Genomic DNA, 22,212 nt, shown 5'->3' with positions numbered 1-22,212 from the left:
GGAACACCCCGTGCCACAGAGGCACGGTGCCCTAGAGTGGACGGTTCGGGACGGATCGGACGGCTTCGGCCCGGGCGCGGACACGCCGAAGACCCGACGGTCCGGTGGGCCGTCGGGCTGGGTCCGGGCACGGCGGCCTGGGGCCGGCTACCCGGGGTGACTCAGTGCCGTCCGCCGAAGAGGCTCCGGCGCAGTCGGCGCAGCGGGGCCAGCAGCGACACCCGTGCGTGACGGCGCTGCTTGGCCGGGGTGCCGGCGCCGCGCGGCGTCAGCTCCCTTATCAGCCCGAGCGCCTCGGCGGTGTCCACCGCCGGGAGTGCGGGCGCGCCGAGCACGGCCAGGTGACGCTCGATCCGGCGGCCGGTCGTGCCGACGCCGCACTGGATCGCCGGCACACGGGGCCGAGTCCGCACTTGCATGTGTTCCATCTGATTTCCCACCCCTACGAGGCGCCAGGGCCGTGAGGCGAAGACTATCCGTGACAGACGGCCTTCGCGCAACCGTCCTGGTGTTCTGCCACCGTACCGTGCGGCGAGAACTGACGTTGCACCAGGGGTCGCCCACCCCGGTCACGACTAGGCATCAATGATGGTGCACGACCGTCGCCGGGGTCAGTGGGGTCCGGGGGCACCGGCCCGGCGCTCACCGGGCCTCGCGCGCGCCGGGCGCGCGGGAGGTCCGGCCGGCCGCGCGGGGCCGCCGAACGGCCTCGCACCGGCCGTGGAGCGCTCCGCGCATATAAGGGGACAGCCGGTGACGGGGGCTCTCCATGATGAATTCAGGAAGTGAACACATCCGAGGGATTGACTCCGCTCAAACCTCCAAGCAATATCTCTCTCGTCAGCCGACAGCGCGGGCCGCCGCCCGGGATCTGTTCGACTGATGAACGAATGAAGGACTCCGACACTCGCAGCGAGTCACTGCCCGGCCGCCTCGACGCTGCGGCGGCCCGGCTCGTCGGGGTGTACGGACCGGCGGTCGGTCGTAGAGGGTCGGCCGGATCGCCACCAGGCTGCCGGTGCCGCCCTGTTCAGGGCGCGGCACCGGCGGTTCCGGGTCCCCGCCGATGGACGTCCCGCCCATCCACGGCCCCCTGCCCGGCCTTCCGTTCACGCGCCGCCCGGGCGGTTCCACCGGCTCGGTAGACTCTGCGCCCGTGCCAGTCCTCCTCAGTCTCGTGCTCCCCGTCCACGGCGTGGAGCGCTACCTGCCGCGCTGCCTCGGCTCCATCCTCGACACCGCTCCCGCCGAGGAGTCGCGCTTCGAGGTGATCGCCGTCGACGACCTCTCCCCCGACGGCTGCGGCGCGATCCTGGACGAGTACGCCGCCCGCGACCCCCGCCTGCGCGTGATGCATCTCACCGAGAACCAGGGCCTCGGCGGCGCCCGGATCGCCGCGCTGCCCGAGGTACGGGGCGAGTACGTCTGGTTCGTGGACAGCGACGACTGGCTGCCCGACGGCACGGTCACGGCGATCCTGGCGGAGCTGGAGGCCGAGCGGAGCCTGGACGTCCCCGCCGACGTGCTGCTGACCGGCTTCGACCACGTCTACCCGGACGACGGGACCGAGCCCAACCCCTGGCGGCACGTGCTGGCCGGCTCCCCGCTGGAGCGCGGCTGCACCCTGGCCGAGCACCCGCCGCTGTTCCGGACCGTGATGTCGGTGTGGAACAAGGTGTTCCGGCACGAGTTCCTGCGCGGCCTCGGGGTCTCCTTCGGGCGCGGCTACTACGAGGACATCTCGGTCACCTACCCGGCGCTGCTGACCGCCCGCCGGCTGCGCTACCTCGACCGGTCCTGCTACAACTACCGGCGCGGCCGGGCCGGGGCGATCACCGCCACCTCCTCGCCCAAGCACGCGGACGCCTTCGCCCAGTACGACGCGATCTTCGCGTTCCTGGACCGGGCCGCCGAGAGCGGCCGTCCGGTGCCGGACGCGCTGCGCACGCTGGTCTTCGACCGCACGGTGAAGCAGGCGCTGACCGTCTACGACACCCCCGGGCTGGTCCCGGTGGAGCTGCGCAAGGACTTCTTCCGCCGGATCGGCGAGCACTTCGCGCGCCACCGCCCGGCCGGCTACCGCTTCCCGGGCGGGCTGCGCGGCGTGCAGTACCGGCTGGCGGCGCGCGGCTCGCGGATCGCGTACGCGGAGCTGCGGCGCACCGGTCAGCTGCCGCGCGGGATCAAGCGCGGGGTGCGCCGGGTCCTCCCGGCGAAGGGCTGACCCGGGGCGGGCGCCGCACGCCCGGCCACCGGAAACCACGGGCCCGGCGTGCGGACGCCCGCGGAAACACCACGGCGGGGCCCACGCCGTGGTGGCGCGGACCCCGCCGACGGGGCTCAGCCCTGGCGGGCGGCCAGGAACTCGTCGAAGGTGAGCTCGCCGTCGTGGTTGGTGTCCATCTGCGCGATGATCGCCTCGGCGACCGAGATGGACGTGGTCACGTCGCCCAGCTCGTGCGCCACCTTGGCGTACTCGGCCGCGGTGATCCGGCCGTCGCCGTTCACGTCGTACTTGTCGAAGGCCGCGCGGATGGTCTCGATGTCTGCCATGGGTTTCCCCTCCTGAGGGAGCCGTCCTGCGTACGGCCGAGGTGCTGCTGGTTCTGTCTTTCCGACGGCCGTACCCTACCCGCCCGTGGTGAGCGCCACGGTTCCCGGGAGTGGACGTGCGCGGGGGTGGGTGTCGTAGTCTGCGGTTCTGATCTCGGCCCGACCGGGCCAGCGATGACGTCGCACGTTCAGCCCGGGCACCTCCCGGGCGTCATTCCAGGGAGGGACCTTGCTCGACCTCGTCACCAGGCTGGTGCTGAAACCGCTGGCGCGCGCGATCTGGCGGCCGGACATCCAGGGTCTGGAGAACGTGCCGCGCAAGGGTGGTGTGATCCTCGCCAGCAACCACCTCTCGTTCATCGACAGCGTGGTCATCCCGCTCACCGCGCCGCGCCGGGTGCACTTCCTGGCGAAGGCCGAGTACTTCACCGGCACCGGGTTCAAGGGCCGGCTCTCCCGCGGGTTCTTCGAGGCGATCGGCGCGGTGCCGGTCGAGCGCGGCACCTACCGCTCGGCGCAGGCCTCGCTGGAGTCGGCGCTGGAGATCCTGGAGGCGGACAAGGCCTTCGGCATCTACCCCGAGGGCACCCGCTCGCTGGACGGGCGGCTGTACCGGGGCAAGACCGGCGTGGCCTGGCTGGCGCTGACCGCCGGCGTCCCGGTGGTGCCGGTGGCGCTGGAGGGCCCGGAGGACATCCTGCCGGTCGGCAAGCGGGTGCCGCGGATCCGCAGGGTGACGGTGAGGTTCGGCGAGCCGCTGCACTTCGACGAGCTGCACGGGCAGGCCCGCTCGGCGAAGGCGCGCCGGCAGGTGACCGACGAGGTGATGCGGGCGATCCAGGAGCTCTCGGGCCAGGAGGTCGCGGAGAACTACAACGAGATCCCCAAGGCCGCCTGACCCGTCCCCGCTCCGCCCCCGGGCTCCGGCCGCCCCTGCCCACCGGCTCCCACGCTCCGCCCCCGCGCCCGCCTCCATGCCCGGCCGCCGCGCCCGGCCCCACGCACCGGCTCCTCCCGCCGGCTCCTCCCGCCGGCTCAGCCGACGGCGACCGGGGCCTCGCGGCGCAGCAGGGCCGCGTACCGCCCGTCCGCCTCGACCAGTTCCTCGTGGGTGCCCTGTTCCACCACCTCGCCGCCGTCCAGGACGATGATCCGGTCGGCGGCGCGGACCGTGGAGAGCCGGTGCGCGACGGTGATGGTGGTGCGGCCGGCGGCCAGGGTGTCGATGGCCTCCTGGACGGCGCGTTCCGTGCGGTTGTCCAGGGCGCTGGTGGCCTCGTCGAGGATCAGCACGGGCGGGTTGCGCAGGATGGTCCGGGCGAGCGCGAGGCGCTGCTTCTCCCCTCCCGAGAAGCGGTAGCCGCGCTCGCCGACCAGGGTGTCGTAGCCGTCCGGCAGCCCGGCGATCATGTCGTGGATCTGGGCGGCGCGGGCGGCTGCGACGAGTTCGCCGTCGGTGGCGTCCGGTTTGGCGAAGCGCAGGTTGTCGGCGACCGAGGCGTGGAACAGGTAGGTCTCCTGGGAGACCACGCCGACCGCCCGGGCGAGCGTGTCGAAGGAGAGCTCGCGCACGTCGACGCCGTCGATGGTGACCCGGCCGCCGGTCACGTCGTACAGGCGCGGGACGAGGTAGCTGAGCGTGGTCTTGCCGGAGCCGGTGCCGCCGACCACGGCGAGCGAGCTGCCGGCCGGGATCTTGAGGTCGACGCCGGAGAGCGTGGGCCGCTCCTGGGCCGGGTCGTAGCGGAAGTCCACGCCCTCGAAGGCGACGTCGCCGGCGACGCGGTCGAGGCGCACCGGCCGCTCGGGCTCGGCGATCTCGACCGGCAGGTCCAGGTACTCGAAGATGCGGTGGAACAGCGCGAGCGAGGTCTGCACCTGGACGCCGGTGGAGAGCAGGCTGACGGTGGGCCGGAACAGTCCTTGCTGGAGCGAGACGAAGGCGACCAGGGTGCCGATGGAGACGATCGGCTCGCCGCCGGCCGCGGCCAGCCCGGCCGCCCAGTAGATCAGCGCCGGCATCGCGGCCATCACGATGTGGATGGTGTTCATCCGCCAGCGGCCGGCCATGCTGGAGCGCACCTCCAGTTCGGCCAGCTGGTCGGACTGCTCGGTGAACTCGCGGGAGAGCGAGTCGGAGCGGCCCATGGTGCGACCGAGCAGGATGCCGCTGACCGACAGCGACTCCTGGACCGCCGCGCTCATCGCGGCCAGCTGCTTCTGCCGCTCGGCGGTGATCCGCTTGCGCTCGGTGCCGACCCGGCGGCTGATCCACACGAAGACCGGCAGGAGCAGCAGCGAGACCACGGTCAGCCGCCAGTCCAGGGCGATCATCGCGACGACGGAGGCGATCACACCGGTGAAGTTGGAGACCAGCGAGGTGGCGGTGGAGGTGACGGTGGACTGCATCCCGCCGATGTCGTTGGCGATCCGGGACTGCACCTCGCCGGTGCGGGTGCGGGTGAAGAAGGCCAGCGACATCCGCTGGAGGTGGGAGTAGACGGCCGTGCGCAGGTCGTGCATGACCCGTTGGCCGACGGTGGTGGAGATCAGCGTCTGCACCACGTTGAAGATGCTGTTGACCACGGCGGCGGCGATCATGCCGAGGGCGAGCGCGGTGAGCAGCCCGGTACGGCCCTGCGGGATCGCGGTGTCGAGCACCGCGCGCAGCAGGAACGGCGATATCACCGAGACGACCGCGGAGGCCGCCACCAGCAGTCCGACGGTCGCGAGCCGTCCCCGGTAGGGGCGGAACAGCGCGAGGATGCGGCGCAGCTGGGCCGGGGGCCGGGGTTCGTCCTCGGTACGTGCGGGTGGGGTCCATCGGATGCCGTCGGGCCTCAAGGGCGGGTCTCCCTGGTTCGGACGAGCGGTAGGGCGGCGCGCGGGCGCGGGCCCGCACGTCGGAGGGCGTACGGGGCTCGGCCCGCACGTCGGAGGGCGCACGGGGCTCGGCCCGCACGTCGGACGCCTCCCGGGCAGGGGCCCGCGAACGGGCGCGGGCATGCGGACGGGCGGCCGCCGCCAGCATAGCGAGAAAAGCTCATAGTTAGCGAAGCTAATATTGAGACTTCCCTCCGATCCCACCCGGGCGGCCGCCCACCGCTCCCCCGCTCAGTCCGTCCGGTAGGTGCGCGCCGCCTTGGAGGAGATCCCGCCGAGGCCGCCCACGGGCAGCAGCCGGGCCACCGCCACCGCGAGCTTGTACCGCTTGCCCGGCACGGACAACGAACGGCCGCGGACCAGGTCGCGCATCGCCTCCTCGACCACCCGCTCGGCGGACAGCCAGCCCCAGGACGGGATGTTGCCCGTGCCCATGCCCGCGCGCTCGTGGAACTCGGTCCGGGTGAAGCCCGGGCAGAGCGCCATCATCCGCACCCCGCTGCCGCCCAGGTCGCGCAGCACGCCCTGGGTGAAGCTGACCACCCAGGCCTTGCTCGCCCCGTACGTGCCGCGCGGCAGGAAGGCCGCCACCGAGGCGACGTTGACGATCGCACCGCGGCCGCGCTCGCGCATGCCGGGCAGGGCCGCGGTGGTCAGCCGCAGGATCGCCTCGACGTGCACCTTCAGCATGTCGAGCTCGGCCTGGAGCGGGACGGTGAGGAAGGCGCCCTTGTTGCCGAAGCCGGCGTTGTTCACCAGCAGGTCCACCGGCCGCTCGGCGTCCGCGAGCCGGGCCTCGACGGAGGCGATGCCCTCCTCGGCGGCGAGGTCGGCGGTGAGCACCTCCACGTCGACGCCGTAGGTGGAGGAGAGGTCGTCGGCGGCGCGCTCCAGCCGCTGGGTGTCCCGGGCGACCAGGACGAGCCGGTAGCCGCTCCGGGCGAGCCGGCGGGCGAACGCGGCTCCGATGCCGGCGGTCGCGCCGGTGATCAAGGCAGTGGTCATGCCCCTGACCGTACCCACTGGAGCGGGTGCGGACGGCCACTTCCACGGGGTGCGGTGGCTGCGCCTGCGGGGTGCGGGTGACCACGTCCGCCGGGCGCGGGTAACTACGTCTGCGCGGTGCGGGTGACCACGTCCACGGACCGGACGGCCGCGCAGGGTGACATCGGTGACGGAACGTGAAGGGGTGGCGCCAGACCGTTCGTGTGCGTATCGTCGATGAAGGGGCATCGCCTGAACGGTGATGACGTCAACGACGAGGAGGCACCCGATGCTTGCTCAGTCCATCCGCACCACGCGGGCCCCGCTCGCGACGCCGGCCGAGGCCGATGCGCTCGGCATGCTGATGAGGGAGGACGAGGCCGCCGTCAGCGACGCGCCCACGTACCGCCCCGAAGCCGCAGGCGTGCTGCTTCTCGGCCTGCTGCTGGCGGCCTCCCCGAAGCTGCCCAAGGAGAAGGGCACCCGGTAGCCGCCCCGGCCGCCGGGCCGCGACCGGCCGCCGGACCCCTGGCCGGCCGCCGGACCCGCCGGCCACCAGGCCCGTTCGAAGGAGACCGACTCCGCCATGCCATTCGCCGAAACCTCCCTCCGCGACGAGTACGCCGCGGCAGTCGAGCGGGTGGCGGGCCGCACCCTCGACGCCCTGCGGGGCGTCGGGGGTACGGGCGCGCTCGCCGACGACCCGGCCCCCGGATCCTCCCGGAAGCCACTGCTGGCCGCCGTCCGGGTGCTCGGGCCGGACCTGCTCGCCCCGCGGCTGCTCGCCGGGCGGGAACCGGACGGGCCCACCGCACTGCTCCTCGCCGAGGCCCGGGAGGCCTTCCCCGCTCCGGCGCACCCGGCCCCGGCCTACCCTCCCCCCCTCGAACCGCCCACCCTTGGACCGGCCGTCCTTGAACCGGCCGTCCTCGAACCGCCCGCCGTCGAGGCGGCCGACAGCGCCGCCCAGGTCGCCGCCTGGCAGGACTGGGCCACCGGCCACCTGCTCGGCCACCCCGTCCCGCCGCCCGAACCCGTCCCCGGGCCCCGGCCGTACGCCTGGCAGGAGTGGTCGGTCCGGATGGCCCGGCTCTCCGCGCTGGCCCTGCCCGGCCTCGACGGACCGGTCCACCGCACCGCCCGCGCCCACACCCTGGACCTCTCCCGGGGCGCCGTCCGCTCGATGCTGCGCCGCGACCACCGGATGGCCGCCCGGCTGACCCGCTGGCTCGCCTGGTCCGAATCGCAGGGAGTGCCGCTGCCACTGGAGGTCGAGCCGCTGCTGCGGCGGATCGTCCAGGTCGGCGACGGCAGCGCCCGCACCGCCCTCGAACTCGCCATCGCCGCAAGGCTGTCGAACGGAGCACCGGCATGACCGCCGCCGCCCCGCTGGCCACCCTCCAGCAGCTCGGCTCCCGGGCCATGGCCTGGCTGCACGCCAACCACGAGCGCGGCCGCGGCCGACTGCCGGACGACGTCACCATCGACCTCGCCGACCCCGACAACGTCTACAAGCCGCTGGGCGAGTCCGCGCTGGCCGGGTCCCTGGTGCTGCGTGAGGGGGTCGCCGGACCGGCCGACACCCGGACCGCCCGCGAACTGCTCGCGTTCTCCTGGGCCCAACTGCGCGAGGGCGACCTGCTCTACGACCGGCAGCTGCGCTACCCCACCCTCACCGACCCGCTGGAGACCTACGCCCACTTCGTCCGGGCGGGCCAACGACACCCCGCCATGGACGAGTTGCTCGCCTCGCTCGCCCGGCTCCGCGCCGCCCGGGCCGTCGAGCACCTGCCCAACCGCCGGCTCGCGGTGGCCAACGCCCGCCGTACGGTGGGCCTCGGCGAGGGCATCGACTGGCCGACCCTCACCGCCGCCACCTGGCTCGGCGCCACCCCCGAACCGTGGGCGCTGGATTGGTCGACCGGCTACGACATCACCCACACCGTCTTCCACGTCACCGACTGGGGCGCCCGGCCCGACGAGCTGCCCGAGCCGCTGTACGAGCACCTCCGGGCCTGGCTGCCCGCCTGGATCGACGTCTGGCTGGAGACCGGCCAGTGGGACCTGGTCGGCGAACTGCTCGCGGTCGACTCCTGCATCGGCGAACCGGCCGCCGACCCGGCCGCCTGGGCGGCCCTCGCCGACGCCCAGCACGAGGACGGGCTGCTGCCGCGCGACACCGAACCGGTCGACGACGACCCGGCACGGGCCTTCACCGACCACGAACACACCGCCGTGGTCGCCGTCGTGGCCTCCACCGTCACCCTCTCCCGGGTGCTCGGCGGCTCGGCCGCGGCGGCCTGAGCCGGTGGACCTCCACACCGCCCGGCCGGACCTCGCCGCCGCGCCGGACCTCCACACCGCCCGGCTGGACCTCCGCGGCGCCGGACTGGACCGCCTCGTCCGGGCCGCGGGACCGTCCGCCACCGCCGTCACCCTGGTGGTCGCCCGCGGCGACCTGGACGCGGTGCACTGTCACGGCCGGACCGACCACGGCGGCGAGCCCTGCACCCCGGACACCGCGTTCGAACTCGGCTCCGTGAGCAAGACGTTCACCGCCCTGCTGCTCGCCGCGATGGCGGACCGCGGCGAGGTCGGGCCGGCCGACCCGGTCGAACGGCACCTGCCGGACGGCTGGCGGCCGGCCACCGTCCGCGTCGGCGGGCCGATCCGGCTGCTGCACCTGGCCACCCACACCTCGGGGCTGCCCACACTGCCACCCGGACTGCTGGCGCGCTCCGTCCCCGCCTTCCTCAGCAACCCGTACGCCACCTTCGGCGACGAGCAGTTGCGCGCCTCGCTCGCCCGAACCACCGTGCGCCACCGGCCCGGTGAGCGGATGCGCTACTCCAACTACGGCGTCGGACTGCTCGGTCGGCTACTGGCCGAGGCCGCCGGCACGCCGTACGCGGAACTGGTCGAACGGCTCATCTGCCGGCCCTTCGGGCTGACGGCCACCAGCTGCCTCCCCGACGGGCCCGGCCGCGCGGTCGGCCACCTCTGGGGCAGGCCGCTGCCGTCCTGGCGGATCCCCGGCCTGCCGGGCGCCGCCGCCGTCCGCTCCGGCGGGGCCGATATGCTCCGCTACCTGCGCGCCCATCTCTCCCCCGGGGACGGCCCGTTGGGCCCGGCCCTGCGCGAGGTGCAGCGCCCCCGGCTGCGGCTGCCAGGCTCCGACGACGGGCTCTGCCTGATCTGGAACCACCGCCGGATCGACGGCCGTGACCACTTCTTCCACGCCGGCGCGACCCGCGGCTTCACCTCCTTCGTCGGCTTCTGCCCGCAGACCGGATCGGCCGTCGCCGCCCTCACCAACGTGGGCCCCACCGCCGGCAACCGCTTCGTCCAGCAGGGCTACGAGACCCTCCGGCGCCTGTCCGCCTGAAAGCCCGCACCGGTGCGTCCGGTGCGGGCTCGGGGCTGATGCGGGCTCGGGAGCACGGTCCGTCCGGTGCGGTCAGCCGCCGGTCCGTTCGCCGCGGGCGGCGGTGTCGGCCTCGCCGCCCGCGCCCACGGGCCGCAGCCGGGTGCCGGCGGTGGCCCTGAGCTGCGGCGCGAGCTTGGCCACGTCCCGGGCCCCGACGGTGGCGATCAGGCTCGGGAGGATCCAGCGGACCGGCTGCATCGCGCGCAGCCAGGGCTGGGCGTAGACGTGCGGGGAGCGGCGGGCCAGGCCCGCCACCAGCCGGTCGACGGCCGGGTCGAGCGGGTAGGTCTTGTTCGCCGGCCAGGGCAGCCGGGCCCGCATCTGCTTGAGGACGGCGTCCTGGTCGGCCCCGCGCACCATGTCGGTGTCGGTCCAACTCAGGTACCCGACACCGACCTTGACACCCTGGTGGGCGACCTCCCCGCGCAGCGCGTGGGCGAAGGACTCCACGCCGGCCTTGCTCGCGCAGTACGCGCTCATCAGCGGTGCCGGGGTCAGCGCGGCGAGCGAGGCGATCTGCAGCAGGTAGCCGCGGCTCTCGACCAGGGCGGGCAGGAAGGCGCGCGCGGTGGCCACGCTGCCGAGCAGGTTGACCTCGATGACCCGGTTGTACGCCCGGGGGTCGCTGTCCTGCAGGGGGCCGCCGATGGCGATGCCCGCGTTGGCGACGACCGCGTCGATCCGTCCGTAGTGCTCCTGGATCGCGGCCGCGGTGGCGGTGAGCGCCTCGACGTCGGTGACGTCCGCCTCCCAGGAGGTGGCGTCCGGGCCGCAGAGCGCGGCGGCGGCCTTGAGTTCGGCGGGCTCCAGGCCGACCAGGGCGACCTTGGCGCCGCGGGCGGCCGCCTTGCGGGCCAGGGCGGCGCCGACGCCCCGGGCGGCCCCGGTGACGACCACGACCTGACGGGACAGCGGCGGTACGGGGATGCTCATGCGAGGGCCTTCCTCTCCGGTGCTGCGGCGTCCTTCTCCTCCGGCGCGGCGGCGTCCCGTCCGGCCGGTACTGCGGCGTGCTTCTCCGCCGGTACCGCGGTGCATTTCTCCGCCGGTACCGCGGCGCCCCCGCCGGCCGGTACCGCGGCGTCCTCGCCGGCCGGTGCCAGGTGGGCGTCGGCGAGCCGGCGGATCTCGGCGGCGACCTCGGCGGGCCGCTCGACCGGCGACATGTGGCCGGCGCCCGGCAGCAGGAGCAGCCCCTGCGGGTCGGGCAGCGCGGCCACGATCCGGTGCGCGTGCACCGGCGGGGTGAGCCGGTCGTCCGTACCGACCACCACCGCGGTCGGCGCGGCCAGCTCGGCCAGCCCGTCGGTGACGTCCAACTCCTCCAGGACGGCGGCCCAGTGGGCACGGACCGCGGTCGGGCAGGCGTGCACCACCCGGGCCGTCGCCTGCACCCGGCCGGCCGGTGAACCGGGGCCCATGGTCGCGTACTTGAGGATCGCGCGGCTGATCCCGGTGACCGGGCCCAGCGGCAGCCGGGAGCGCAGCAGCTGCCGGTGCAGCACCCGGCGCACCGCGGGGGCGCGCAACGAGTCGGGCAGCACCCGCAGTTCGGCGATCAGGCGGTCGGCTCCGGTGCTGATCAGGACGGCGGCGGCGGTACGGTCGGCGATCGCGGCGCGGTGACCGCCGGCCATGATGGTCATGCCGCCCATGCTGTGGCCGGCCAGCACGGCCCGCTCGCCGGCCGGGACGGTCCGGGTGACCACGGCCTCCAGGTCGTCGGCGAGGGCGGTGGTGGAGTAGCGGGCCCGGACCGGCGGGACGTCGCTGCGGCCGTGGCCGCGCTGGTCGTAGGCCACCACCCGGTAGGAGTCGGCGAGCAGGCGGATCACCGGGGCCCAGAAGGCGATCGAGCAGGTCCAGCCGTGGGCCAGCACCACGGTGGGCGCGCCGGCCCGGCCGTGGATCTCGGTGTGCAGCCAGGTGCCGTCGGCGGAGCGGATCCGCATCTCCTCGGCGGGGACGGGCGGCACGCAGTCGGCGGGGATCTGCGGGGTCATACCAGGGCCTCCTCGGCCTCGGCGGCGGCGGCCGGCGGCGCGGCGGGGTCGCGGCGCATGATCAGCTCGTACTCACCGAGGTCGACCCGGCGGGTGGCCCGGCGGAAGGCGCTGGTCGAGGCGGGCCAGAGCACGGTGTTCTTGCCGCCCTCGTCCAGGTACCAGCTGCGGCAGCCGCCGGTGGTCCAGACGGTGCGGTCCATACGGTGCTGGAGTTCGAGGTTCCACTGCCGCTGGGCGCGGGCGGTGGGGTGCATCGCGGTGGCGCCGACCGAGGTGAGCGTGGTGAGCGCGTCGACCAGGTAGTTCAGCTGGGACTCGATCATCAGGATCATCGAGCTGTTGCCCAGGCCCGTGTTGGGGCCGATGACGAAGAAGAGGTTGGGGAAGCCGCGCACGGTGGAACCGCGCAGCGCCTCCATACCGCCCTTCCACTCCTCGGCGAGGCTGGTGCCCTCCGTACCGAACACCCGGGCCCCGATGGGCATGTCGGTGACGTGGAACCCGGTGCCGAAGACGATCGCGTCGGCCTCGTGCTCGCTGCCGTCGGCGGCGACCAGGGTCGAGCCGCGCACCTCGCGCAGGCCCGAGGCCACCACCTCGGTGTTGTCGGCGGCGAGCGCCGGGTAGTACGTGTTGCTGAGCAGGATGCGCTTGCAGCCGATCCGGTAGTCCGGGGTGAGCCGGGCGCGCAGCTCCGGGTCGGCGACGGACCGGGCGATGTGGCGCTCGGCGACCCGCTGCACCATCCGCAGCGCGCCGGGCCGCCGGACGAAGGCGTCCACCTGGAGCTCGCGCAGCGCGAAGAGCGCTCCGCGCCGCACCTTGGCCGTCACCGGCAGCCGGCCGTGCAGCCACTTCTCGACGGCGGTGATCTCCCGGTCACGGCGCGGCAGGACCCAGGCCGGGGTGCGCTGGAAGACCGTGAGCCGGCCGACCTCCGGCTGGATGGAGGGGATGATCTGGGCGGCGGAGGCGCCGGTGCCGACCATCGCGACCCGCTGGCCGGCGAGGTCGTAGTCGTGGTCCCAGCGGGAGGAGTGGAAGACCTTGCCGGGGAAGGTGTCCAGGCCGGGCAGGTCGGGGATCTGCGGGTCGGCGAGCGGTCCGGCGGCGGAGACCAGCGCGTCGGCCGTCCACTCCCCCGCGCCGGTGGTGATCCGCCAGTGCGACCGCTCGTCGTCCCAGCGGGCCTCGGTGACCTCGGTGTTGAAGCGCAGGTGCGGGCGCAGGCCGAAGACGTCGGCGACCTTCTCCAGGTACGCGCGGATGTCGGGCTGGCCGGAGAAGCTGCGCGGCCAGTCGGGGTTGGGCGCGAAGGAGAAGGAGTACAGGTGCGAGGGCACGTCGCAGGCGCAGCCCGGGTAGCTGTTGTCGCGCCAGGTGCCGCCGACCGAGTCCGCGCGCTCCAGGATGACGAAGTCGGTGATCCCGGCACGGCGCAGCCGGACCCCGGCCCCGAGTCCACCGAAGCCGGAGCCGATCACCGCCACCCGCACGTGCGGGGCGGCCTGCCGCGGCCGTGGGCGCTTGCTGCTGGATGCCATGCGGCGTCCTCCTGAGGGTGGGGGCGAGAGGTGCGCACTGCGACGGGACCTCACCGCCCGGACGTCGTCGGCGGGAGCCCCCTGAATCGCGCCAGCAATCACTGGCACGATTGGCAGGTTAGCCCTTGCTGACAGTCGATGGAAGAAGGCCGGCCACATCGGTTCCAGGATCTCCGGTCCTATGCTGAGCCCCGTGGAGAAGCGCAGAGCAGCGGCCCGGGCCAAAGAACGCGAGTACCGGGTGGAGGAACTGGCCAACGCGGCCGGCATCACCACCCGGACGCTGCGCTTCTACCGCGAACGCAAACTCCTCCAGCCCCCGCGCAAGGAAGGACGGATCGCCTGGTACGGCGAGGCCCACCTGACGCGACTGCGGGTCATCGCCGAACTGCTCGACCGCGGCCACACCCTCGGCGGCATCGCCGAACTCATCGGCGCCGGCGAGAGCGGGCGCGACGTCGCCGACCTGATCGGCCTGGAGGACGCGATCATCGCGCCCTGGTCCGACGAGACCCCGGCCCACCTCGACTGGGACGAACTCAAGGACACCTTCGGCGACCAGCTGACCGAGGAGAACACCGCCGAGGCCATCGCCCAGGGGTGGATCACCGTCCAGGAGGACGGCATCACCCACGTCAGCCGGCGGCTGATGGACGCCACCACCGCGCTGGTGCGCGAAGGGGTGCCGCTCTCCGTCGTCCTGGAGTCCAGCCGGCGTACCCAGGAGCACGTGGACGCGATCGCCGAACTGTTCACCTCGGTGGTCCGCGAGCACCTGCTCGGCGCGCTCACCTGCGAGACGCCCCTGTCACCGGGCGAGGCGGCCCGGCTCACCGAACGCGTCCTGCGGGTCCGCCCGCTCGCGCGCACCGTCACGGACGCCCACTTCGCGCTCGCCATGGACCGCCGGGTCCGCGCCGAGTACGAGCAGTTGCTCGGACGGCGGCGGCCGGAGGACGGCGAGGCGGGGGCGGGTTCGGGTTCCGGGGCGGGCGCGGGTTCCGGGGCGGGGGGCTCCGGTCCTGCGGGCTCGGGGGCGGGCGAGGGCGAGCAGGGTACGGCGAGCGCCTCAGGTCGGGGTCGTACGGCCGGCGGGGGCGAGGGTACGAAGCTCGACTGAGGCCGACCGCGGCGGGGCCGGGCGGGCGTACGGCAGGTGACGGCGGTGTCCGTGCCGCGGCCGCGCGACCCGGGTACGGCGGGCGCACGGGGCGGGGGTACGCGGCCCGGCCGAGGTGCCGCGGGCGAGCACGGGTCGATGGGCTCGGGCAGGGGCGGACGCGGGCGGGCGCACGGGACTTGGGCGGGCCGAACGGGACCGGCGCGGGGCCGGCGCGGGAAGCGGTGCACGCGGCACGGCCACCGGGAATCGCGGGCGCCATCCCGTACTCGATCCACTGCGTCACCGCCAGGCCGGATCACGCCAAACCGGTCACGGGCGCGCCGCTTCGGAACCCGCCGCCGAACGATCCACCGGACGATCCACCGGGTGGACCCGCTCGGGATGTTGGGCGCTCCTCCAGGCTTCACGGCGTGACCGATCGAGCGCGCCGGGTCATCACACGGTTACCCGGATGATCACCCCGCCCGTACGGTCGAGACCCACCCGCCGGTCCGTCGACTCCGATCGGGGGCCGGCGGCGGGAGGCGGGCGCCCGCGGCGGTCCCGTGGGTGGGGTGCTCGCCGATGGTCGTGGTGGAGAAGTTCCGTTCGGCGAAACGGTTGACGGGAGGCCGGATCCTGACCTGGTCACTGCTCGGGCGACTGCCCAACGCCATGTGCCCGATCGGCACGCTGCTGCTGGTCACCCGCAACAGCGGCAGCGTCTGGCAGGGGTCCGCGGTGGCCGGCGCGCTGGCGATCGGCCAGGCCGTGGGCGGGCCGATGGTCGGACGGCTGGCCGACCGGCGCGGGCAGCGCACCGTCGGGCTGGTCGCCGCCGCCCTGAACACCGTCGCCATCGTGGCCCTGGTCGCCGCCTCCGAGGGCGGACTCGCGCTCACCTGGCAGCTCGCCACCGCCGCGCTGATCGGCCTGTCGGTCCCGCTGGTCGGACCGCTCTCCCGCAGCCGCTGGATCCGCCTCGCGGACGGTGACCGGGAGTTGACCTCGTCGATGCTCTCGGTGGACGGCATCGTCGACGAGATCAGCTTCACCACCGGACCGGCGCTGGTCGGCCTGCTGGCGACCGCGGCCTCCCCCGCCGCGGGACTGCTCACCGCCGCCGCCCTGGTCGGCGTCGGCGCCACCTTGTTCGCGGCGCACCCGACGGCCTGCCCGGGCGCGGGCCCCGGCGCAGGAACGGGCCCCGGCGCGGGCGCGACGACTGCGGCGGGTTCCCGATCGGTGGACCTCGCCGCCGGCCGGGCCGAACCGCTGTTCACGGCCCCGTACGCGCTGCTGCTCGCCGGGATGGGCCTGCTGGGCGCGTGCTTCGGCTCCGTCCAGGTCGGCGTCACCGCGACCACCGAGCACCTCGGGCAGCCGGGCGCCGCCGGGTTGATCTACGGGTTCATGGGGCTGACCAGCGCCGTCGCGGGCATCGCCACGGCCGCCCTGCCCGCCCGCTGGGGGCTGCCGCTGCGGCTGCGGGTCGGCACCGGGCTGCTCCTGGCCGCCTCGCTGCCGCTGCTGTTCGCGGGGGGCGGCATCGGCGCGCTGTCCGCCGCCATCAGCGGCATCGGGGTGGCGGTCGCCCCGCAGATGATCACGATGTTCGGGCTGGTCGAGCGCACCGTACCGGCGGCCCGGCTCGGTGAGGCGATGGCCGCCCTGGTGAGCGCGATCATCCTCGCCCAGTCGGCCGGCACGCTCACCGCCGGCTGGCTCGCCGAGGAGTACGGACCCGGGGCACCGTTCCTGGCCACGGTCACCGCCGCGAGCGCCGCCCTCCTGCTCGCCCTGTGCACGGCCACCGACCACCGTTACCGCCGGCGCGACGGGACGCCGGGCGCGGGCGCCGCAGAGAAATATGCAGACCGGTCGGTCCAGGCAGCGAATCAGTAGACCGGTCGTCATATTTGGTGGGCGCGACGCCAGGTAATCTGTAGACCGGTCGTCATAATCTGCGGGGTTGCACCGCCCGACACCCACGGCTCCCCCCGCCTCGCCGAGCAGTAGGTAGACCGGTCGGCATATTCGGCGGCCCCCCAGGCGCAGGAGTACAGCGGCAGGAGTACAGCAAGCGAGCACTCCCGCCAGGAATCAGTAGACCGGTCGTCATAATCCGGGACCGCAGGCATCGCACGTGGGCCCCGGGCAGCGTCACCGACGCATCCGGCGTGGTGGTGCAGCAGCCGTGAGGCGATCGCCCGGCACCCCGGAGCCCCGCCGGCCCCTACCGCTCCAGCCGCTCGACCCGCTCCTCGTCGCACGTCCGGGGGCAGGTGAGGCAGGCCGCGTCGGGGCGGATGGCGTAGTAGAGGCAGCAGCCGGACCGGGTGCGGGTCCAGTGGGTGCCGCCGGTGGGGCCGGTGAGGATGCGGAAGTCGGCGGCGCCCGGAAGCGGCAGGGTGCCGCCGGGCAGGACGGACTCCGTGGCGGCCACGGCGGCGTCCTCCTCGCCGAGCATCCGGCCGAGGTACCAGACGGCGGAGGCCAGATCGTCCGTCACCATGCCCCACAGCGCCCGGGTGCCGCGCCGGGTGGGCCGGGCGAACGCCTCCAGCAACGGCTCCGCGTGGGCCACCACGGCCGCGCGCAGTTCGGCGCGCAGCTCGTCCTCGCCGACGACCGCCACCCCGGACGGGTCGCCCGGCAGGGCGGTGTAGCCGCGCGGCCGCAGGGCGAGGTCGCCGGTGGGGGCGTGCAGCCAGACCGACTCGGGCGCGAGGTCGGGGACCCGCCGGTCGAGGTACCAGAGGCCGCCGATCAGCAGGCAGGCCGACCAGAGGTAGTGGTGCAGCAGCCGCGAGGCGGTGACGTGCGGGCGGGGTTCCTTGCCGTGGTCGGCGAGGAGCCGGGCGGCCTCGCCGGCCAGTGCCGCGTCCATCGCCTCGGGCCGGGACGTCATTTCCGCGACCGAATACCACCCTTGACGGGTCGACGGATTGGGCTCATGATCATCGAGGAGTTCGACCCGAAGCGCCGGGCACAGGCCGAACAGCTTGCGATATCCGGCACGGAGGGGCTGGGCGGCCCCGGGCAGCGTCAGCGACGCGTCCGACATGAGCAGTCCCTGAATCATCGCCGCTCCCATGGTCGGCCGCACGGACTAAGGTGAGGCTCACCTTACAGGTAGTGGACGGTGCATTCGCAAGACGGTCCGGCGACGTCAATGTCATGGGCATAACAGGCAAGCGGTAAAAGTCGCGGCCGAACCTTAAACCGGGTGCACGTGAAGCGGAGCACCCCGCAGCCCCGGGCGCAAAGGCTCGGACGGACACGAAGCGGCCTCTGAGCAGGCGCCGGAGCAGGTCCGCCGGGTGAGCGCGACTTGACGACATTAGCTTTGCCTAACCTAATATTTCGTCTCGTGCTGAGAATCGACCCGTCGGACACCACGGCCCCGGCGGCGCCTCGACCCTCGGCGGTACGGCGGCCCCTGCTGCTGGTCGCCGGAGTCTGCGCCCTCGCGCTGTGCGCCGCCCTGAGCCTCGCGTTCGGATCCCGCTCCATCCCGCTGTCCACCGTGCTCGACGCCCTGACGGGCAGCCTGCACGGCGGCGACGCGGACGTGGTGACCGGCCTTCGGGTCCCCCGCACCGTCATCGGCCTGGCGATCGGTGCCGCGCTCGGCGTCGCCGGGGCGGTCGCCCAGGGCGTCACCCGCAACCCGCTGGCCTCCCCGATCACCCTCGGCATCAACGCCGGCGCGAGCTTCGCCGTGGTCGCCGCGATCTACACCTTCGAGCTGAGCCGGCCGCTGGAGTACATCTGGTTCGCCTTCGCCGGTGCGGGCGTGGCCGCCGTGGCCGCGTACGCGATGTCGCGCCGGGGCGGCGACCTGGACCCCGTCCGGCTGGCGCTCGGCGGCACCGTGCTGACCGTGGTGCTCACCTCCTGGACCTCCGCCCTCATGCTGGCCAGTCACCGCACGTTGGACGAGGCGCGGTTCTGGCTGGCCGGTTCGATCGCCGGACGGCACCTGGACGTGCTGACGCCGGTGCTGCCGTTCCTGGCGCTCGGTCTGCTCGCCTCCTTCGCCATCTCCCCCGCGCTGAACGCGCTGGCCCTCGGTGACGAGGCCGCGCAGTCGCTCGGCGTGCCCGTGGCCCGGATCCGGCTGGCCGGCGGCCTCGCCGTGGTCCTGCTGGCGGGCTCCGCGGTCGCCGTGGCCGGTCCGGTCGCGTTCATCGGGCTGGCCGCCCCGCACCTGGTGCGCCCGTTCCTCGGCAACGACCACCGCTGGTTGCTGCCGGGCTGTCTGATCGCCGGTCCGCTGCTGCTGCTCGCCGCCGACGTCCTGGGCCGTCTGGTGGTCAGTCCGTCGGAGATCGAGGTCGGCATCGTCACCGCGTTCCTCGGCGCGCCGCTGCTCGCCGTGCTGGCCCGGAAGGTGACCCGATGACCACCACCCCGAACACCGCCGACACCACCACGGCCACCCCGGCCAAGCCCGCCCCCGCCCGCGGCGCCCTGTCCACCCGGGCCCGCCGCCGCGCCCGTACGGCGCTGTGCTCGGTCGTCGCCGCCGCGCTGCTGGTGCTGCTGACCGGTGTCGCGCTCGGCACCGGCCAGATGGACATCCCGATGTGGGACGCCCTGCGCGCCCTGTTCGGCGCGGGTGACGCCGGGAACGTGCTGGTGGTCCAGGAGTTCCGCGCCCCGCGCGTGGTGTCCGCGCTGATCGCGGGCGCCGGGCTGGCGGTGGCCGGTGCGATGCTCCAGCGGCTGTTCCGCAACCCGCTCGCCTCCCCCGACACGGTCGGCGTGACCGGCGGCGCCTCCTTCGGCGCGGTGCTGATGCTGGCCACCGGCGCCTCGCAGGAGCTGATCCCGGTGGCCGCGCTCGGCGGCGGTCTGCTGGCGGCGCTGCTGCTCGGCGGCTTCGCCTGGAGTTCGCGGATGGCCGTCACCCGGCTGGTGCTGGTCGGTCTGGCGGTCCAGCAGGGCCTGGCGGCCGCGGTCAACCTGATGATCGTGCGGTTCCCGGCCGAGCTCGCGTCCTCCGCGATGCAGTGGACCACCGGCTCGCTGTACGGGCGGAACTGGACCGAGGTGTGGATCGGCGGCGGCGCCATCCTGGTCACCGGCCTCCTCGCGGTGCTCTGCCAGCGCCGCGTCGCCGTCCTCGACCTGGGCGACGACTCGGCCGGCGGGCTCGGCCTCAACCCGGCCCGCGACCGCGTCGCGCTGCTCCTGCTGACCATCGCGCTGGCCTCGCTGGCCGCCGCGCTGACCGGCCCGGTCGCCTTCGTGGCGCTGGCCGTGCCGCACCTGGTGCGGCTGCTGGCCGGTCCGCCGACCCTCGGCACGCTGGGTCTCACCGCGCTGACCGGCGCCGTGCTGCTGCTCTCCTCCGACCTCCTCGTGCTCCACGTGATCCCCGTCCACGGCCTGCCGGTCGGTGCCGTCACCGCCACCCTCGGCGCGCCCTGGCTCCTGGTGCTGATGATCCGCCAGGGCCGGCTTCCCCAGAGGAGCAACTGATGACCCTCTCCCAGGCCACCACCGACCAGGCCGCCACCGACCGGCCGGCCGGCCCCCAGGAGCACGGCAACAGCCTCGCCGCCCACGGTCTGAACCTGCGCTACGGCAACCGGGTGATCGTGGACGGGCTCGACCTGGAGATCCCCGGCGGCGCGGTCACCGCGATCGTCGGCCCCAACGCCTGCGGCAAGTCCACCCTGCTGCGCGGTCTGGTCCGGCTGCTGTCCCCGGCCTCGGGCAGCGTCACCCTGGACGGTTCCGACATCCACCGGATGCCGGCCCGGGCGCTCGCCAAGCGGATGGGCCTGCTGCCGCAGCAGCCGGTCACGCCCGAGGCGATCACCGTGGAGTCGCTGGTGCGGCTCGGCCGCTTCCCGCACCAGCGGATGCTGAGCCCGTGGTCCAAGGCCGACCAGGAGGCCGTCGAGGAGGCGCTGCGCCGCACCGGCACCGACGTGCTGCGCGACCAGCAGGTCGACCGGCTCTCCGGCGGTCAGCGCCAGCGCGCCTGGATAGCCCTGGCGCTGGCCCAGGACACCCCGCTGCTGCTGCTCGACGAGCCGACCACCTTCCTCGACCTGCGCCACCAGCTGGACGTCCTCGACCTGGTCGCCGACCTGCACGAGGAGGCCGGACGCACCGTCGTCATGGTGCTGCACGACCTCGGCCAGGCCGCCCGGTACGCCGACCACCTGGTGGTGCTGAAGGACGGCCGGCTGGCCGCCTCCGGCGCCCCCGCCGAGGTGCTGACCGCGGAACTCGTCGAGTCCGTGTTCCAGGTGCCCTGCCAGGTGGTGCCCGACCCGGAGACCGGCACCCCGCTGGTCGTTCCCCGGGCCCGGTCGAAACGGCGTGCCACGACGGGCTGACCACCACCGACCACCCGCCCGACGGACCACCCGGCCACGGAGCCCCGACCACGGAGCCCCGGCCGCACAGGCCCCCGGCCCCACGGATTTCCGGCCCCACAGATTTCCGGCCGCCCCGCTCACCCGGGGCCGCTCGGTGCCCCACCCTGCCCCGAAACGAGACAAGGAACCGCCATGACCCGCTCCGCCCGCGCCCGCAGACTCCCCGTCGCCGTCCTCGCCGCCGCGCTCTCCACCACCCTGCTCGCCGCCTGCGGCAGCAGCGGTGACGGCGCCAAGCCGGCCGGCGACTCCGCCACCACCGCCGCCGCCTCCGGCTCGGCCGCCACCTTCCCGCGCAGCGTCAAGCACGCGGCAGGCACCGCCGAGATCAAGGCCCAGCCCAAGCGCGTGGTGGTCCTGGACAGCGGCGAGCTGGACGACGTCACCCTGCTCGGCATCACCCCTGTCGGCGCGGTCTCCCCGCACATGAAGACCGAGGGCGGCTTCCCGAGCTACCTCAAGGACAAGATCAAGGACACCAAGGACGTCGGCCCGATGGCCGAGCCGAACCTGGAGCTGATCGCCTCCCTGAAGCCGGACGTGATCCTCTCCTCGAAGGTCCGCCACGCCAAGGTCTACGACAAGCTGAACGCGATCGCCCCGACCGTGCTCGCCGAGACCACGGGCTTCCCGTGGAAGGAGAACCTCGCCCTCTACGCCCAGGCCCTGGGCAAGGAGGCCGAGGCCAAGAAGGCGCTCACCGACTACGAGGCCAAGGCCGCCAAGCTGGGCGAGGCGATCAAGGCCAAGTACAACGGCACCGCGCCGACCGCCTCCGTGGTCCGCTTCGTCGCCGGCCCGACCCGCCTGTACCAGAAGGCCTCGTTCAGCGGCGTGGTGCTGAAGGACGTGGGCCTGGCCCGCCCGGCCTCGCAGGACGTCGACAAGGCGATGCTGGACGTCAGCGCCGAGCAGATCAACCAGGCCGACGCCGACCTGGTCTTCGTCACCGTCGCCGACGACCCGACCAAGACCAAGCAGAGCGAGGTCCAGGGCACCGCGGTCTGGCAGGGCCTGAACGCCGTCAAGAACAACAAGGTGTTCAACGTGCCGGACGAGACCTGGATGTCCGGCATCGGTGTCCAGGCCGCCGAGCAGATGCTCGTCGACATCGCCAAGGCCGCGGGCGTCGACGCCCCCAAGTAGTGGCGCCCGGTGGAGGGGCGGGCCCGCACCCCCCCCCCCCCCCCCCCCCCCCCCCCCCCCCCCCCCCCCCCCCCCCCCCCCCCCCCCCCCCCCCCCCCCCCCCCCCCCCCCCCCCCCCCCCCCCCCCCCCCCCCCCCCCCACCCCCCCACAACCCCCCAAAGAAAA

The 22,212-nt window shown here is 74.2% G+C and carries 20 protein-coding genes; 12 read left to right on the top strand and 8 right to left on the bottom strand.

Going from position 1 to position 22,212, the window contains the following annotated elements:
* Positions 1–161: 161 nt before the first annotated feature.
* Positions 162–428: a hypothetical protein gene (locus ACWEQL_RS26500; RefSeq protein WP_452152818.1), complete on the bottom strand. Its 267-nt coding sequence runs from the start codon at positions 426–428 to the stop codon at positions 162–164.
* Between the two features lie 728 nt (positions 429–1,156).
* Here ACWEQL_RS26500 and ACWEQL_RS26495 point away from each other — a divergent pair.
* Positions 1,157–2,224, top strand: coding sequence for a glycosyltransferase family 2 protein (locus tag ACWEQL_RS26495; protein WP_452152817.1), 1,068 nt, complete (start codon positions 1,157–1,159; stop codon positions 2,222–2,224).
* Between the two features lie 116 nt (positions 2,225–2,340).
* Here ACWEQL_RS26495 and ACWEQL_RS26490 read toward each other — a convergent pair whose 3' ends face one another.
* Positions 2,341–2,553, bottom strand: coding sequence for an EF-hand domain-containing protein (locus ACWEQL_RS26490; protein ID WP_452152816.1), 213 nt, complete (start codon positions 2,551–2,553; stop codon positions 2,341–2,343).
* 229 nt (positions 2,554–2,782) lie between these two features.
* Between ACWEQL_RS26490 and ACWEQL_RS26485 the strand changes: the two genes are divergently transcribed.
* Positions 2,783–3,451: a lysophospholipid acyltransferase family protein gene (locus ACWEQL_RS26485; protein WP_452152815.1), complete on the top strand. Its 669-nt coding sequence runs from the start codon at positions 2,783–2,785 to the stop codon at positions 3,449–3,451.
* A 137-nt stretch (positions 3,452–3,588) separates the two neighbouring features.
* Here ACWEQL_RS26485 and ACWEQL_RS26480 read toward each other — a convergent pair whose 3' ends face one another.
* Positions 3,589–5,397, bottom strand: coding sequence for an ABC transporter ATP-binding protein (locus tag ACWEQL_RS26480; RefSeq protein ID WP_452152814.1), 1,809 nt, complete (start codon positions 5,395–5,397; stop codon positions 3,589–3,591).
* 270 nt (positions 5,398–5,667) lie between these two features.
* Positions 5,668–6,441 carry an SDR family NAD(P)-dependent oxidoreductase gene (locus ACWEQL_RS26475; RefSeq protein ID WP_452152813.1) on the bottom strand — a complete coding sequence of 258 codons (774 nt, stop codon included), beginning with the start codon at positions 6,439–6,441 and terminating at the stop codon, positions 5,668–5,670.
* Positions 6,442–6,709: 268 nt separating this feature from the next.
* Between ACWEQL_RS26475 and ACWEQL_RS26470 the strand changes: the two genes are divergently transcribed.
* The 4 genes from ACWEQL_RS26470 to ACWEQL_RS26455 all read left to right on the top strand — a co-directional run bounded on the left by ACWEQL_RS26470 (position 6,710) and on the right by ACWEQL_RS26455 (position 9,805).
* Positions 6,710–6,910, top strand: a complete 201-nt coding sequence (locus ACWEQL_RS26470) for a hypothetical protein (protein ID WP_452152812.1) — start codon at positions 6,710–6,712, stop codon at positions 6,908–6,910.
* A 96-nt stretch (positions 6,911–7,006) separates the two neighbouring features.
* Positions 7,007–7,795 (top strand): hypothetical protein, encoded by a 789-nt coding sequence (locus tag ACWEQL_RS26465; RefSeq protein ID WP_452152811.1) that lies wholly within the window; start codon positions 7,007–7,009, stop codon positions 7,793–7,795.
* Positions 7,792–8,724, top strand: a complete 933-nt coding sequence (locus tag ACWEQL_RS26460; protein ID WP_452152810.1) for a DUF6895 family protein — start codon at positions 7,792–7,794, stop codon at positions 8,722–8,724. Before ACWEQL_RS26465 ends, ACWEQL_RS26460 begins: the two co-directional genes overlap by 4 nt.
* A 4-nt stretch (positions 8,725–8,728) precedes the next feature.
* A complete protein-coding gene (locus tag ACWEQL_RS26455) occupies positions 8,729–9,805 on the top strand; it encodes a serine hydrolase domain-containing protein (RefSeq protein WP_452152809.1) in 1,077 nt (358 codons plus the stop codon).
* A gap of 72 nt (positions 9,806–9,877) precedes the next feature.
* Here the strand turns inward: ACWEQL_RS26455 and ACWEQL_RS26450 are convergent, their stop codons facing one another.
* From ACWEQL_RS26450 to ACWEQL_RS26440, 3 genes are read right to left on the bottom strand one after another with little or no spacing between them, the layout of a single operon-like run.
* Positions 9,878–10,780 carry an SDR family oxidoreductase gene (locus ACWEQL_RS26450; RefSeq protein WP_452152808.1) on the bottom strand — a complete coding sequence of 301 codons (903 nt, stop codon included), beginning with the start codon at positions 10,778–10,780 and terminating at the stop codon, positions 9,878–9,880.
* Positions 10,777–11,850, bottom strand: coding sequence for an alpha/beta fold hydrolase (locus tag ACWEQL_RS26445; protein ID WP_452152807.1), 1,074 nt, complete (start codon positions 11,848–11,850; stop codon positions 10,777–10,779). The genes ACWEQL_RS26450 and ACWEQL_RS26445 overlap by 4 nt, the downstream gene beginning before the upstream one ends.
* Positions 11,847–13,397 (bottom strand): flavin-containing monooxygenase, encoded by a 1,551-nt coding sequence (locus ACWEQL_RS26440; protein ID WP_452152806.1) that lies wholly within the window; start codon positions 13,395–13,397, stop codon positions 11,847–11,849. Before ACWEQL_RS26440 ends, ACWEQL_RS26445 begins: the two co-directional genes overlap by 4 nt.
* Positions 13,398–13,590: 193 nt before the next feature.
* On the opposite strand from ACWEQL_RS26440, the gene ACWEQL_RS26435 reads away from it, so the two are divergent.
* On the top strand, positions 13,591–14,517 hold the full coding sequence (locus ACWEQL_RS26435) for a MerR family transcriptional regulator (RefSeq protein WP_452152805.1): 927 nt from the start codon (positions 13,591–13,593) through the stop codon (positions 14,515–14,517).
* 567 nt (positions 14,518–15,084) lie between these two features.
* A complete protein-coding gene (locus ACWEQL_RS26430; protein WP_452152804.1) occupies positions 15,085–16,404 on the top strand; it encodes an MFS transporter in 1,320 nt (439 codons plus the stop codon).
* A gap of 331 nt (positions 16,405–16,735) precedes the next feature.
* Here ACWEQL_RS26430 and ACWEQL_RS26425 read toward each other — a convergent pair whose 3' ends face one another.
* Positions 16,736–17,410 carry a (2Fe-2S)-binding protein gene (locus tag ACWEQL_RS26425; RefSeq protein ID WP_452152803.1) on the bottom strand — a complete coding sequence of 225 codons (675 nt, stop codon included), beginning with the start codon at positions 17,408–17,410 and terminating at the stop codon, positions 16,736–16,738.
* A 471-nt stretch (positions 17,411–17,881) separates the two neighbouring features.
* Here ACWEQL_RS26425 and ACWEQL_RS26420 point away from each other — a divergent pair, with 471 nt between their 5' ends.
* The 4 genes from ACWEQL_RS26420 (at position 17,882) to ACWEQL_RS26405 (ending at position 22,046) form a co-directional block, all read left to right on the top strand.
* Positions 17,882–18,907: a FecCD family ABC transporter permease gene (locus ACWEQL_RS26420; protein WP_452152823.1), complete on the top strand. Its 1,026-nt coding sequence runs from the start codon at positions 17,882–17,884 to the stop codon at positions 18,905–18,907.
* The gene (locus ACWEQL_RS26415) at positions 18,904–19,989 is read left to right on the top strand and encodes a FecCD family ABC transporter permease (protein ID WP_452152802.1); all 1,086 of its coding nucleotides are present in this window, start codon (positions 18,904–18,906) and stop codon (positions 19,987–19,989) included. Before ACWEQL_RS26420 ends, ACWEQL_RS26415 begins: the two co-directional genes overlap by 4 nt.
* Positions 19,989–20,858, top strand: a complete 870-nt coding sequence (locus ACWEQL_RS26410; RefSeq protein ID WP_452152801.1) for an ABC transporter ATP-binding protein — start codon at positions 19,989–19,991, stop codon at positions 20,856–20,858. The genes ACWEQL_RS26415 and ACWEQL_RS26410 overlap by 1 nt, the downstream gene beginning before the upstream one ends.
* 174 nt (positions 20,859–21,032) lie before the next feature.
* Entirely contained in the window at positions 21,033–22,046 is a 1,014-nt protein-coding gene (locus tag ACWEQL_RS26405) for an ABC transporter substrate-binding protein (RefSeq protein ID WP_452152800.1), read from the top strand.
* The last annotated feature ends 166 nt before the right edge of the window (positions 22,047–22,212 follow it).

The organism is Kitasatospora sp. NPDC004240 (assembly GCF_053603215.1).
The sequence above is the reverse complement of the archived record's forward strand: the minus strand, read 5'-3'. Positions and strand labels throughout refer to the sequence as shown.